The organism is Bacillus atrophaeus (assembly GCF_001584335.1).
Lineage (GTDB): Bacteria > Bacillota > Bacilli > Bacillales > Bacillaceae > Bacillus > Bacillus atrophaeus.
The window spans coordinates 336,115-349,534 of the sequence record NZ_LSBB01000018.1; the positions used below are offsets into that span (position 1 = coordinate 336,115).

Annotated in this window: 13 protein-coding genes; 7 read left to right on the top strand and 6 right to left on the bottom strand. The window is 44.6% G+C overall.

What is annotated here, in order from left to right; translation table 11 throughout:
• The first annotated feature begins 50 nt into the window (after positions 1 to 50).
• The 3 genes from mce to AXI57_RS10535 are packed head-to-tail and all read left to right on the top strand — an operon-like array spanning position 51 to position 3,125.
• Positions 51 to 479, top strand: coding sequence for a methylmalonyl-CoA epimerase (mce, locus tag AXI57_RS10525; protein ID WP_061670035.1), 429 nt, complete (start codon positions 51 to 53; stop codon positions 477 to 479).
• Positions 466 to 1,992, top strand: a complete 1,527-nt coding sequence (locus AXI57_RS10530) for an acyl-CoA carboxylase subunit beta (protein ID WP_061670036.1) — start codon at positions 466 to 468, stop codon at positions 1,990 to 1,992. Before mce ends, AXI57_RS10530 begins: the two co-directional genes overlap by 14 nt.
• A gap of 17 nt (positions 1,993 to 2,009) precedes the next feature.
• A complete protein-coding gene (locus tag AXI57_RS10535) occupies positions 2,010 to 3,125 on the top strand; it encodes a M20/M25/M40 family metallo-hydrolase (protein WP_061572882.1) in 1,116 nt (371 codons plus the stop codon).
• Between the two features lie 54 nt (positions 3,126 to 3,179).
• On the opposite strand, the gene AXI57_RS10540 is transcribed toward AXI57_RS10535, so the two are convergent.
• The 3 genes from AXI57_RS10540 to AXI57_RS10550 all read right to left on the bottom strand — a co-directional run bounded on the left by AXI57_RS10540 (position 3,180) and on the right by AXI57_RS10550 (position 5,220).
• Entirely contained in the window at positions 3,180 to 3,911 is a 732-nt protein-coding gene (locus AXI57_RS10540) for a YqjF family protein (RefSeq protein ID WP_061670037.1), read from the bottom strand.
• 164 nt (positions 3,912 to 4,075) lie between these two features.
• Positions 4,076 to 4,909, bottom strand: coding sequence for a membrane protein insertase YidC (locus AXI57_RS10545; RefSeq protein ID WP_013390595.1), 834 nt, complete (start codon positions 4,907 to 4,909; stop codon positions 4,076 to 4,078).
• Positions 4,910 to 4,938: 29 nt separating this feature from the next.
• A complete protein-coding gene (locus AXI57_RS10550; protein ID WP_003325522.1) occupies positions 4,939 to 5,220 on the bottom strand; it encodes a hypothetical protein in 282 nt (93 codons plus the stop codon).
• 78 nt (positions 5,221 to 5,298) lie between these two features.
• Here AXI57_RS10550 and AXI57_RS10555 point away from each other — a divergent pair, with 78 nt between their 5' ends.
• Complete coding sequence (locus tag AXI57_RS10555; RefSeq protein WP_061670038.1) at positions 5,299 to 6,543, top strand: DNA polymerase IV; 1,245 nt, start codon at positions 5,299 to 5,301, stop codon at positions 6,541 to 6,543.
• A gap of 109 nt (positions 6,544 to 6,652) precedes the next feature.
• Positions 6,653 to 8,062: an NADP-dependent phosphogluconate dehydrogenase gene (gndA, locus tag AXI57_RS10560; protein WP_003325524.1), complete on the top strand. Its 1,410-nt coding sequence runs from the start codon at positions 6,653 to 6,655 to the stop codon at positions 8,060 to 8,062.
• Between the two features lie 107 nt (positions 8,063 to 8,169).
• On the opposite strand, the gene zwf is transcribed toward gndA, so the two are convergent.
• Positions 8,170 to 9,642, bottom strand: a complete 1,473-nt coding sequence (zwf, locus tag AXI57_RS10565; protein ID WP_003325525.1) for a glucose-6-phosphate dehydrogenase — start codon at positions 9,640 to 9,642, stop codon at positions 8,170 to 8,172.
• A 230-nt stretch (positions 9,643 to 9,872) separates the two neighbouring features.
• Between zwf and rnz the strand changes: the two genes are divergently transcribed.
• Positions 9,873 to 10,799, top strand: coding sequence for a ribonuclease Z (gene rnz, locus AXI57_RS10570; protein WP_003325526.1), 927 nt, complete (start codon positions 9,873 to 9,875; stop codon positions 10,797 to 10,799).
• An 80-nt stretch (positions 10,800 to 10,879) separates the two neighbouring features.
• Entirely contained in the window at positions 10,880 to 11,029 is a 150-nt protein-coding gene (rpmG, locus tag AXI57_RS10575; RefSeq protein ID WP_003325527.1) for a 50S ribosomal protein L33, read from the top strand.
• Positions 11,030 to 11,361: 332 nt separating this feature from the next.
• Here rpmG and AXI57_RS10580 read toward each other — a convergent pair whose 3' ends face one another.
• A complete protein-coding gene (locus AXI57_RS10580) occupies positions 11,362 to 12,135 on the bottom strand; it encodes an alpha/beta fold hydrolase (protein WP_061670039.1) in 774 nt (257 codons plus the stop codon).
• 121 nt (positions 12,136 to 12,256) lie between these two features.
• A complete protein-coding gene (gene namA, locus AXI57_RS10585) occupies positions 12,257 to 13,273 on the bottom strand; it encodes an NADPH dehydrogenase NamA (protein WP_003325529.1) in 1,017 nt (338 codons plus the stop codon).
• Positions 13,274 to 13,420 lie beyond the last annotated feature (147 nt).

Genomic DNA, 13,420 nt, shown 5'->3' on the forward strand with positions numbered 1-13,420 from the left:
GACAAGCCATATCATCACCTGCCTGAAGTATATTGAAAGTGGGGATTTTTGTGAAAAAGCTTGATCATATCGCGATTGCCGTATGTTCCATAGAAAAGGAAAGAGCGTTTTATGAGCGTGTGTTGGGACTCACCTTAATCGGTCAAGAGGTGATAGAAGACCAGCAGGTGAAAACGGCATTTTTTCAGGCTGGAGAAACAAAGCTGGAACTGATCGAACCGTTAACGCCGGACAGCCCCGTCGGTTCATTTTTGGAGAAAAAAGGTCAGGGACTGCACCACCTGGCCTTTTTGTGCGGCGATTTATCTGAAAAGCTTACGGCATTGGCGAATCAGCAGATTGAATTAATAGACCGCGAGCCAAGAAAAGGGGCGGGCGGCAAACAGATCGCGTTTATCTCTCCGAAGGAAACAAATGGTGTGCTCATCGAACTGTGTGAGTATGGCAAGAAAGGGGATTCGGACTATGGACATGAATGACCATATCAACGATTTGCACAAAAGGCGGCTGCTTGCGGCAGAGGGCGGTGGAATGGAAAAGCAGAATCAGCAGCGAAAAAAAGGAAAGCTGACAGCGAGAGAGCGAATTTCATGTTTGCTTGATAAGGATAGCTTTATAGAGCTGAATCCCTTTATGGAAAGCCGCTACCCTGCCCATAAGCGTGTTTTTCCCGGAGACGGCGTGGTCACCGGTTATGGAACGATTGAAGGCCGCCCTGTTTATTTATTTGCAAATGACTTCACTGTTTTCGGCGGGGCGCTTGGAGAAACGCACGCCAAAAAGATTACCGCTGTGATGGATCTGGCAGCGAAAAACAAAGCGCCGTTTATCGGATTGAACGACTCAGGTGGTGCGAGAATTCAAGAGGGTGTGGTATCATTAGATGGATACGGTCACATATTTTACCGCAACGTCCTTTATTCCGGAGTGATCCCGCAAATCTCAGTTATTTTAGGTCCGTGCGCTGGGGGCGCCGTCTATTCTCCGGCTCTCACTGATTTTGTTTTTATGGCCGAAAACACGGGCCAGATGTTTATCACAGGACCGAAAGTGATTGAAAAAGTAACCGGGGAACACATTGATGCGGAGAGTTTGGGCGGAGCAGGTATACATAACGCGGTAAGCGGAAATGCACACTTTTCAGGAAAAACGGAAGAAGAGGTGCTGGCAGAGGTTAGAAAGCTGCTTTCCTATTTTCCGCACAGCCGCCAATCATCGCCGCCCGCTCAAAAAGAAACGGCCAGACCGTTATTAAATAAACTTGTGCCCGCTGACGGCTCAAAGCCGTATGACATTCGGCATGTGATTGAGGAGCTGGCCGATCGGGACACATTTTTTGAGGTGCAGCCGTATTTTGCGAAAAACATTGTCATTGGATTTGCAAGGCTTGGCCAAAAGGCGATCGGAATCGTCGCCAGCCAGCCAAAACATTTGGCAGGCAGCCTGACCATTGATGCTGCTGATAAAGCGTCACGGTTCATCCGCTTTTGCGACGCTTTTCACATCCCGCTTTTAACGGTGGAAGATGTCCCCGGTTTTCTCCCCGGAATACAGCAGGAGCATGGCGGAATTATCAGACACGGCGCGAAATTGCTGTTTGCTTATGCGGAAGCAACTGTTCCGAAAGTGACACTCATTGTCAGAAAAGCTTATGGCGGCGCCTATGTCGCAATGAACAGCAAGGCGATCGGAGCAGACCTTGTTTTCGCCTGGCCGAGCGCTGAAATTGCGGTCATGGGGTCAGAAGGCGCGGCATCCATACTGTACGAAAAGGAAATTAAAGCCTCGGCTGATCCGGAAAAAGCAAAGCGTAAAAAAACAGCAGAATACAAAAAACAAAATGCCGGCCCTTACAAAGCAGCGGCCTATGGAATGGTGGACGACATCATTCTGCCGGAAGAATCAAGGAAAAGGCTGATTCAAGCTTTTGACATGCTGACACATAAGACAGAAGAGAGACCGAAAAAAAAGCACGGTAATATACCGCTTTAAAATGGAGGGACTTACAAATGGTGAATGAAAAACGGCTGCTCGAAGAATTTTTAGAACTTGTCCAAATTGACTCAGAAACAAAACATGAGGCTGAAATCTGCAAAGTATTAAAACAAAAATTTTCTGATTTAGGCGTAACCGTGACAGAGGACGATACAACGGCTGTCACCGGACATGGAGCAGGAAACCTGATTTGTACATTAAAAGGAACCAAGCAAGCGGATACCATTTATTTTACTTCGCACATGGATACCGTCGTTCCGGGAAACGGCGTTAAACCGACTGTGGAAAACGGTTATGTCAAAACAGATGGCACAACGATTTTAGGCGCTGACGATAAAGCCGGACTTGCCGCGATGCTTGAAGCGATCAAAGTGCTGAAGGAAGAAAATATTGAGCACGGCACGATTGAATTTATCATTACAGTCGGAGAAGAGTCGGGTTTGATAGGAGCAAAAGCGCTCGATCGTTCGCTCATTACCGCGAAATACGGGTTTGCGCTTGACTCAGACGGAAAAGTGGGGAATATCATTGTAGCCGCACCGACTCAGGCGAAGGTGAAAGCCTCTATTTACGGAAAAACAGCGCACGCCGGGGTTGAACCGGAAAAAGGCATCTCTGCCATTACGATCGCCTCTAAAGCAATCTCCAAAATGCCGTTAGGCCGGATTGATAAAGAGACGACAGCCAATATCGGACGATTTGAGGGCGGCACGCAAACCAATATTGTCTGCGACCAAGTTGATATATTAGCTGAAGCGCGGTCTTTAGTTCCTGAAAAAATGGAGGCGCAAGTTCAAAAAATGAAAGCGGCTTTTGAAGAGGCTGCGGCTGATATGGGCGGACGCGCGGAAGTAACGATTGAAGTCATGTATCCCGGCTTTAAATATCAAGACGGAGACCAGGTTGTTGAAGTCGCGAAAAAAGCGGCGGCAAAAATCGGCCGTCCGAGCGAGCTGCAAACGAGCGGAGGCGGAAGCGACGCTAACGTTATCGCAGGCCACGGCATCCCTACCGTCAACCTTGCAGTAGGCTACGAAGAGATTCATACGAAAAATGAAAAAATGCCTGTCGAAGAACTTGTCAAAACAGCAGAAATCGTTGTTGCGATTATTGAAGAGGCGGCAAAATAAAAAGTTAACCCGAATGCAGGACATAATTTGCATTCGGGTTTTTTCATAAGCATTTCACCGCCACCGTCTAAGGGGCCAAAATAAGACGTCTTGTTTTTCAGCGTAATGAAGCAAAGGTTCTGAGTGCGGCAATTGTATACCGTGAGCTTCGGCTGTCGTATTGATGGTAAAGTGAGCCTCTGCCCTTTTCAGCATCCATGGATGGTGGTGAATGTCTTCAAAATAAAGCTTGTTGTTATGAGAGGTATATAGTCTGTATCGTTCTGTGAGCCAGTAATCAAGCGATTCCTTTTCGGCTGTAAAAGGGGCAGATATCGGCCGATAACTGGCGCTGAATTCCTTCGCGCTTCTGGCATCTTTTCTTTTACTGGCATATTGAATGATATCACCGCTTTTTTCAGCATTCATATCAGCATAGAAATAAGGAAGATGAAAAAAGGTGCGGGCGCCTTGAACCGCCAGCCTGTGATCGGCGTCTAAGCTGAAAAAATAAATGCCGGGTTTGCCTTTATAGGTTACATAGGTACGGAAGTTAAGTTCAGGAAAGGAATGAGCTCCGGGAATCGGAGGAAGAAAACGAGCCCGAAGATCCGTTAACATAAAGGGCAGCACGCTGATCCAAGCCATCCCGTTATAGGTATCTAATTCCAAAACAGAGGGGACTTTGTCACGAAGGATTGAGGGATCGACCGGCCAATGGGCAAATAAGACATCATTCCATGTTTGTCTCATTATCCATACACCCTTAGGTACAGAAATATTTTTTTGATTAAAACGGTCAGTCATCATTTTCTGCTCCTTTTTTAATTGCATGTGTGTAAAGCTATTCCCGGTTACTCTGTTTTTAAACGAAATATCAGCACACGGCACGGTGCATCGCCATTTATCTGCTAGCGTCCGTTATGAATCCAAAAGAATAACCCCGGCTTTTAGCCGGGGTTATTTACTATTTAATTTGCAGGCTCGGTTTGAGCTGCGATCTCTTTGTTTTTATTTTTGTGATAGGTCTGCTGCAAAATGACGTTTTGCACGGTTAGGAACAGCCCGCTTGTAAACCAGTAAAGGGGCAGAGCGGCCGGAACATTAAGCGAGAAAATCGTCATCATCACAGGGAAGAAAAACACCATGATCTTCGCAGATTGCTGTGCTGCAGGGTTTTGCGGAACAGCGGAATATTTGGCGCTCAATTTTTGAGCGACATATGCCTGAATAAAGTACATGGCTCCGGCGCAAAGGGAAACAAGAATATCGGATTGGCCTAAGCTGAACCATAAGAAAGAGTGTGACGCAATTTCAGGCGTCGAACGAATGGCATAATAAAATCCGATCAGAATCGGAAACTGCACAAGCATGGGAAGACAGCCCATTGCAAGCGGATTGAGATTGTTTTCCTGATACAGCTTCATCATTTCCATTTGCAGTTCTTTCTGCTTTTCCGGGTCTTTGTTTTTTTTAATTTTTGCCTGAATGCTGTCAATCTGCGGCTTGATTACCGCCATCTTTTCCTGGAACACACGCTGCTTTTTAAATTGATGAACAAACAAAGGCAGCACGATCACCCGGACAATAATAGTCACAAGCATAATGGAAAGCCCGTATTCTCCGTTAAACAGCCCGGCAACCCCTTTCAGCAATGCTGAAAACGGCTCGATTAAATAGTCGTGGAAAAATCCGATATTACCAAGGCCGCCCGTCTGCGGGGTTGCGGCAAAAGCCGCATTTCCTGTGAATAGTACGATAAAAAAGAATCCGAAAGCAATCAATTTTTTATAAGTTTTGAACAATATGTTCTCCTCCTTTTTATAAATGCTGTTTATAAAAGAAGGGAACCGAATTCTTCATCATCATTCGCCGGAGAATTCATGCGAATGACTTTACGTATCCATGTCGTAATGCGATGATATATAATAATAAGAAAGTCTGTTCGGTTAATTTGAACGACCGTCTGGTATTCATCTATGCGTTTCGTCTTCCATTGCTCGCCAATTCGGCACTCCCGCAACAAAAAAGCGATGCCGATTGCGGTCAAAGCCGGAAGAATAATTGTGAAGAAATCGACTAAGAATAAAAAGTCATTCATCGATTCAACTACCATCAAATCACATCCATTCAATACCTATAGTTTACTATATGTACAAGCGATTGTCTATTGAACGAAAAAGGAGAAATCTTTATGTCAGGCAAGGGCAGAATCATTTTTCATATTGATATGAATAGTTTTTATGCATCTGTCGAAATGGCGTACGATCCTTCTTTAAAAGGAAAGCCGATCGCAGTTGCTGGGAATGTTAAGGAGAGAAAGGGAATTGTGGTCACATGCAGCTATGAAGCAAGAGCGCGCGGCGTGAAAACCACGATGCCCGTGTGGGAAGCGAAGCGCAATTGCCCCGAGCTGATCATTCTGCCTCCGAACTTTGACCGTTACAGAAGCTCGTCAAGAGAAATGTTCCAGATTCTGCGCCAGTATACTGAGCTTGTTGAGCCTGTTTCAATTGATGAAGGATATATGGATATTACCGATACGCCATACAGCTTCACGGCATATGACACAGCAAAGGAGATTCAGAACCGGCTGCAAAAGGAGCTCCTGCTTCCGTCAAGCATCGGCATTGCCCCGAATAAATTCCTCGCTAAGATGGCGTCTAATATGAAAAAGCCGCTTGGTATTACCATTTTAAGGAAAAGGGAGGTGCCGGACATTCTTTGGCCGCTGCCAGTCGGGGAAATGCACGGTGTTGGAAAGAAGACGGCGGAAAAAATAAAGAGCCTTGGCATATATACGATCGGAGATCTGGCCGCTGCCGATGAGCATGCATTAAAACGTCTGCTCGGCATAAATGGACCGCGGCTGAAAAATAAAGCAAACGGGATTCACCATGCCGAGGTTGACCCGGAGCGTATTTATGAATTTAAAAGTGTAGGCAACTCCTCGACACTTTCGCATGACAGCACGGACGAAGAAGAACTGCTTGGTGTTTTCAGAAAGCTCGCGGCTTCTGTCAGCGACCGTCTTCAGCGAAAAGAAGTCATGGCTTCAAAGCTCTTTATCATGATCCGCTATAGTAATTGGAAAACAATCACCAGAAGCATGATGCTGAAAAATCCAATTGATCAGAAGAACGAAATTATGCAAGAGGCGGAAAATCTCTTTTTTAAACACTGGAGCAGAGAGCCTGTCAGACTTCTCGGCATTACGGGAACTGATCTGGTTGAAAAAGAACAAGCGTATAAACAGCTTGACTTGTTTTCATTTACAGAAGATGCAAAAGATGAACCGATTCAACAAATGATGGAAAAGCTCAATCAGAAGTTCGGTTCAAATATGATCAAAAAGGGCGCCAAAGTCAAAAAGAAAGAAAGTAAAACAAAGGGAACGAGCTTTAATAAAGACTTTTTTCAAGACGAAAAGAAAAGCTGAATAACTTGAAAAAAGGGGGTGAAGTATGGTAATTTCAATATTATAAATATCATTTTATTTTAATGTAAATTTTAAAATGATTAAACGTTTGTAGAAGGGACGTTAGAATATGTCAAAACAACAAATCGGAGTTATCGGTCTTGCCGTAATGGGTAAAAATCTTGCTCTAAATATCGAAAGCCGCGGTTTCTCTGTTTCGGTTTACAACAGATCCAGCAGCAAAACTGAAGAATTTCTGCAAGAAGCTCAAGGCAAGAACGTTGTCGGTACATACAGCATTGAAGAGTTTGTCCAATCTTTAGAAGCGCCTCGCAAAATCTTGCTTATGGTTAAAGCAGGTGCAGCAACAGATGCGACAATTCAATCGCTTCTTCCTCACTTAGAGAAAGACGACATTTTGATTGACGGCGGAAATACATATTATAAAGATACACAGCGCCGCAATAAGGAGCTCGCAGAAAGCGGAATCCACTTTATCGGCACCGGCGTATCAGGCGGAGAAGAAGGAGCGCTTAAAGGGCCTTCTATTATGCCTGGCGGACAAAAAGAAGCTCATGAGCTTGTAAAGCCGATCCTTGAAGCGATTGCAGCAAAAGTAGACGGTGAAGCTTGTACAACGTATATCGGGCCTGACGGTGCCGGTCACTATGTCAAAATGGTCCACAACGGAATTGAATACGGAGACATGCAGCTGATCTCAGAATCCTACTTCATTTTGAAACAGGTGCTCGGACTTTCCGCTGAAGAACTTCACGAAGTATTTGCCGAGTGGAACAAAGGCGAGCTTGACAGCTATTTGATCGAGATCACAGCTGACATCTTCACGAAAAAAGATGAGGAAACAGGCAAACCGCTTGTTGACGTGATTCTTGATAAAGCAGGTCAAAAAGGAACAGGGAAATGGACAAGCCAAAGCGCGCTTGATTTAGGCGTTCCGCTGCCGATTATCACTGAATCTGTTTTTGCCCGCTTTATTTCAGCAATGAAGGATGAGCGTGTGAAAGCCAGCGGTCTTCTTGCAGGTCCTGAAGCTAAACCTGTTACTGAAAACAAAGCTGAATTGATCGAAGCGGTCAGAAAAGCATTGTTCATGAGTAAAATTTGTTCTTACGCACAAGGTTTTGCTCAAATGAAAGCTGCTTCTGACGAATACAACTGGGATTTGAAATATGGCGAAATCGCTATGATTTTCCGCGGCGGCTGTATCATCCGCGCTGCGTTTCTTCAGCAGATTAAAGAAGCTTACGACCGTGAGCCGGAGCTTGATAACCTGCTGCTAGACAACTATTTCAAAAACATAGTGGAAAGCTACCAAGGAGCGCTTCGCCAAGTGATTTCACTTGCTGTCAGCCAAGGCGTGCCGGTTCCTTCTTTCTCCAGCGCACTTGCTTACTATGACAGCTACCGCACAGCTGTACTGCCTGCAAATTTAATTCAGGCGCAGCGTGACTACTTTGGTGCTCATACTTACGAGCGCACTGATAAAGAAGGCGTATTCCATACTGAATGGATGAAGTAATTAAAATGAACCCCGCAGACCTATACGCTGCGGGGTTTTTTATAATCGAAAAACGATAATAAGTATGCAAAGATAAGGCCAGAGCTATAGCTCTGGCCTTTGATCTGTTAAATATTCCACCATTGAAAGCCGTCTTTTGATAAAAGATCGTCTGATTCTTTCGGACCCATTGAGCCTGCTTCATAGTTAGGGGAAAGGGTTTTGTTTGAAGCCCATGTTTCTGAAATTGAATCGACGAAACTCCAGGAAAGCGCCACTTCATCCCAATGCGCAAAGTTTGTCGCATCACCGAGCAGACAGTCGTGGATGAGCTTCTCGTACGCTTCCGGCGTGTTCATTTCATCACTGCAATTGCTGCAGTAATCAAGTTTGATCGGCTGAGCATGCGCGGCTCCGCCCAATTTTTTAGCATTTAAATATAGTGTAATCCCTTCATCCGGCTGAATGTGAATGACAAGTAAATTCGGGTTTATTTGTTTTTCATTGCCGTAGTATAGATTCATTGGGATTTCCTTGAATTCAACCACGATTTTTGTGGATTTTTCTTTCATTCGTTTCCCTGTGCGGATATAGAATGGAACACCCGCCCATCTGAAGTTATCAATCAAGAGCTTCCCTGAAACAAATGTTTCTGTATTTGAATCTGGTGCGACGTTTTGCTCTTCCGGATAAGCCGGTACAGGGCTGCCATCTATCATGCCTGCCTGATATTGTCCGCGTACAAAGTATTGATCCACTTCTTCTTTGGCGATCGGCCGAAGCGCTCTGAGAACCTTTACCTTTTCACTGCGGATTTCTTCAGTGTTAAGCTTGATTGGCGGCTCCATGGCAAGCAGTGCAACCATTTGTAAAATGTGGTTTTGCACCATGTCGCGAAGGGCGCCGGATGTTTCATAATATCTGGCACGGTCTTCTACGCCCAGATCCTCACTTGATGTGATTTGAATATTTGAGATGTAGCGGTTTGTCCACAGCGGTTCGAAAATCGCATTGGCAAATCGGATAACTTCAATATTCTGCACCATCTGTTTGCCTAAATAGTGGTCAATTCGGTAAATCTGATCTTCCGTGAACGCTTCACGGATTTCTTTGTTTAGTTCTTTCGCGCTCGGCAGGTCATGGCCGAACGGTTTTTCAATCACAAGGCGCGACCAGCCTGTTGTAGCCGTCACTCCTTCTGATTTTAAGGATTTCGCGATCGTGCCGAAAAATTCAGGAGCCATCGCTAAGTAGAACATTCTGTTGTTCGGAATTTCGTATGTAAGTTCTAACTGATCGAGGAGCACTTTCAGCTCCTGATACGAACTCGGATTTGTCACGTCAAACGGATGATAATAAAAGTGAGACGTGAAATCATCTGTATGTTTATCGCCGCCTGCTGAAATGGACTTTTTAACGGTTTGCCGAAGATCCTCATTCGACCAAGGTCTTCTTCCGACACCAACAACCGCAAATTCTTCCCCTATCTGGCCATTTTTATATAAACGGTGAATGGACGGGTAAAGTTTCCGCTTGGCCAAATCTCCTGTTGCGCCGAATATAACTATAACTGCTTTTGGATGTTTTTGATCTGTTTTCACTAAAAGTACCTCACTTTATTCGAAGCTTTATTTTAGTACCCCGTATATTTTCTTCATTTTAAATCTAAAATTCAATGAAAGCAAACATTTCAGCCTCTTTTTTGCAGAATGGAGAAAAAACTTTTTTAAATGACCAATCGGCGGAGAAACCGAAAGCAGGACGAGATTCACATTTTGAGTTTGATCCTGTATTCTTGTAGGTAACAAGCGTTGTGTAGGAGGAAAGAAATGTGGAATTACTATTTTTAGGGACCGGCGCCGGCATGCCGGCCAAATCAAGAAACGTCTCATCCATTGCGTTAAAGCTGCTGGAAGAAAGGCGTTCAGTCTGGCTGTTTGATTGCGGGGAAGCCACACAGCATCAAATATTACATACATCTATTAAGCCCCGTAAAATTGAAAAAATCTTTATCACCCACATGCACGGTGACCATGTGTACGGCCTTCCCGGGCTGCTCGGAAGCCGATCCTTTCAAGGGGGAGAGGATGAACTGACAATCTACGGACCTAAAGGTATTAGAGCCTTCATAGAGACGAGCCTTAACGTGACAGCGACACGTCTGACTTATCCTCTCGCCATTATAGAAATAGAAGAAGGAGTTATCTTTGAAGATGACCAATTTACCGTGACGGCCAAGCCTGTGATTCATGGTGTTCCTGCATTTGGTTATCGCGTTCAGGAAAAAGATATGCCGGGTGCGTTAAAAGCTGATTTATTAAAAGAAATGAAAATCCCGCCGGGTCCGATTTATCAAAAAATCAAACAAGGGGAAGAGGTCACACTTGAAGATGGGCGCGTGATTAATGGAAGAGATTTTCTGGATGAGCCTAAAAAGGGACGGGTCGTAGCGTTTTCCGGAGATACAAGAGTGTGCTCAAATGTGAAGGAGCTTGCGGTGGATGCAGATGTGCTTGTCCATGAAGCTACCTTTGCAAAGGGAGATGATAAGCTTGCCCATGATTATTTTCACAGCACAACTGAACAAGCTGCAAAAACAGCTAAGGAAGCAGGGGCAAAGAAACTCATTTTAACCCATATCAGTGCGAGATATCAGGGAGAAGCCTCTTTGCAAATGCTGTTAACGGAAGCGGAGGATATTTTCCCAAACAGTATGACAGCATTTGATTTTCTGGAAATTGATGTACACCGGAGCTAAAAAAGGTTTATGGTTGACAGGATATGCTCATATTGTATAATAAAGCGTAATAATTACGTTTTGAAAGGAGGAATTTAAAAGTGAGAGTCAATGTTACTTTAGCATGCACTGAAACAGGGGACAGAAACTACATCACAACAAAAAATAAACGCACGAATCCAGATCGTCTGGAGCTTAAAAAATACTCACCGCGTTTAAAGAAATACACGATTCACCGTGAAACAAAGTAATTGGTAAAAAGACCGAATCTGCCCGGTTCCTTGAGCAGATCTTGTACAGCCTTTGTGTTTCGATTTTTATCGGCGAACAAAGGCTGTATTTTTTTAGATCTTATTTTAGAGGAGAAAGGCAATTTCCTTTTAGCTGAATTCTCTTAGGGAACATCTCCTTACAAGGAATCGAAACCAATGACTTACGGTTCTACTGATTATTATGTGTACGCTGTTCTTTCAGCAATAAAAAATCCCCGCCAAGTAAAAGTGTTTCATCCTGAATCCGCGGATTCTTTTACATGATTGGGGATCATTATCACTGGTCTGTATTTAAATTGGTTTTGCGCCGGTCAGTTCACCGCTTGATAGACTGGAGCGCCCATTTGCTGGCGGGCTGCGCACCATACATCGTAAAGAGCAAGATGAACGATATGCGGTTCATCGTGGTGAATGTCGTGAGAGCTGTTTTCAGCCTGAATCCAGCCGCTTTGATTAGATAAGGACAGGATACTGCTGTGCAGTTTTTGCCATTCTTTGTGCGCCTTTTTTAAGCGTTCGTTTCGCTCTCCAGAAGATAAAATCAAAAGCGGCATATCACCTAAGTGGATTTGCTGTTTTTTGATCTGGCGGAGGCTTGTAAGAAATTCTGCGTGTGAACCTTCTAATATAAACTGTCTGTAATACGCGGCTTGCATGTCTTCAGGCATAAAGGGGAGCACATTGTTTTCTTGATCTTCAGAAGCCGGATCAAGCAGCACCATTCCTATAATATCCCGGCGGTTCTGGCTGGCCCATAATCTGCTGATAATTGCACCGTATGAATGCGAGACAACAAGATATGGCGGCTTTACACCTGCTCGATGAAGCAATGCTTTCAATTCCTTTACCATGCGGTCTGCCGTTCTGCTGTGCGCGCTTCGTCCGCTTTTGCCGAGTCCGGCTCTATCGTATGTGAAAATTCCAAGTTCTTCATCAATGTTAGCCAGTAATGGGTTCCATGTCTCAGAAGATGTGCCGTAGCCGGCTTCAAAGACAACCGTAACATCACTAGTTCCTTTGCGGTGTTTTGTATGAAAAGGGCATCCGTCAACTGTATATGTCTTTTCTTCCCATGCTGTATTCATTGGAGTCATCTCCTCTAATTGGTTCTAATAGGGAGACGCAGAACGTCGGGCAATCGTTTCTCGAAAAATAAAAAAAGAGATATCCGGCGGTGTTTCCGCGGATATCTCGGGGGAGTTGGTGTTACCACGCTCTATCGTATTGTACGGGCGCCGGAATGTTTGTATTCAGCTGTTGAGCAGCGGTTCTTGCGAAAAATGGGTCCCGCAAAAGCTCTCTGGCAATAAAAATAAGATCAGCGCGGCCGTTTTGCAAAATTTCTTCAGCTGCTAAACCATTTGTAATCATTCCTACCGCCCCGGTCGGTATGTCAGCCTGTTCGCGGATCTTATCGGCGAAACTCACCTGGTAGCCGGGGAACACGTTAATATCGGCATGAACAAGAGCTCCTGAGCTGCAATCGATTAGATCGACGCCCTGCTCCTTCATCCATTTGGCAAACCCGATGTGATCCGCGATGTCTAACCCTTTTGGTGTGTAGTCAGAAGCAGAAACGCGAACAAATAAAGGACCGTCCCATACTTGTTTGACTTCATCAATTGTTTCTCTTAAAAAGCGGTAGCGATTTTCCGGTGAACCGCCGTATTCATCTGTGCGATGATTGGAAAGCGGAGATAAGAACTCATGAATTAAGTATCCGTGCGCTGCATGCAATTCTATAATATCAAAGCCGGCTTCTTTTGCGCGGACAGCAGCCTGTTTAAACTCCTGAATCGTCTCTTTGATTTTTTCCTCTGTCATTTCAACCGGCGTGTTTGAATGTTCATCAAATGCAATGGCTGACGGAGCGTAAATATCTCCTTCAAGCTCAGCTTTTCGGCCGGCGTGCGCGAGCTGAATGCCGATTTTTGAACCTTGGGCTTTCACCTGTTCTGTCAGCTTTGAAAGCTCTTCGATATGATCATCGCTCCAGATTCCCAAATCTTGATCCGAAATCCGGCCTTGAGGGGTAACGGCTGTCGCTTCAACGATAATCAGCCCCACCTGTCCGATTGCGCGGGTTATGTAATGGGCCATGTGGAACGGCTGCAGTTTCCCATCTTTATTATGAGAGGAGTACATGCACATTGGAGACATCACAATCCGGTTTTTTATGGTTACATCTTTTACACTCCACGGAGTAAATAATTTTCTGCTCAATATCTTTCGCCTCCCGATATGTTTTTAGAGATTGATTATAACAAGTCATTTCTTTCCCGTCATATAAACTGCTCAAACGCGTTACGGATATTAGAATTTTCTGTATAATAGACAGGGAATTCTTTTTATTTTGAAGAACTTAAATGA

What these genes read in the sequence shown, in the direction of transcription:
- AXI57_RS10530 (WP_061670036.1), top strand. Translation starts at nt 466, where the DNA reads ATGGACATGAATGACCATATCAACGATTTGCACAAAAGGCGGCTGCTT.
- AXI57_RS10535 (WP_061572882.1), top strand. Translation starts at nt 2,010, where the DNA reads ATGGTGAATGAAAAACGGCTGCTCGAAGAATTTTTAGAACTTGTCCAA.
- AXI57_RS10540 (WP_061670037.1), bottom strand. Translation starts at nt 3,911, where the DNA reads ATGACTGACCGTTTTAATCAAAAAAATATTTCTGTACCTAAGGGTGTA.
- AXI57_RS10550 (WP_003325522.1), bottom strand. Translation starts at nt 5,220, where the DNA reads ATGGTAGTTGAATCGATGAATGACTTTTTATTCTTAGTCGATTTCTTC.
- AXI57_RS10555 (WP_061670038.1), top strand. Translation starts at nt 5,299, where the DNA reads ATGTCAGGCAAGGGCAGAATCATTTTTCATATTGATATGAATAGTTTT.
- gndA (WP_003325524.1), top strand. Translation starts at nt 6,653, where the DNA reads ATGTCAAAACAACAAATCGGAGTTATCGGTCTTGCCGTAATGGGTAAA.
- AXI57_RS10580 (WP_061670039.1), bottom strand. Translation starts at nt 12,135, where the DNA reads ATGAATACAGCATGGGAAGAAAAGACATATACAGTTGACGGATGCCCT.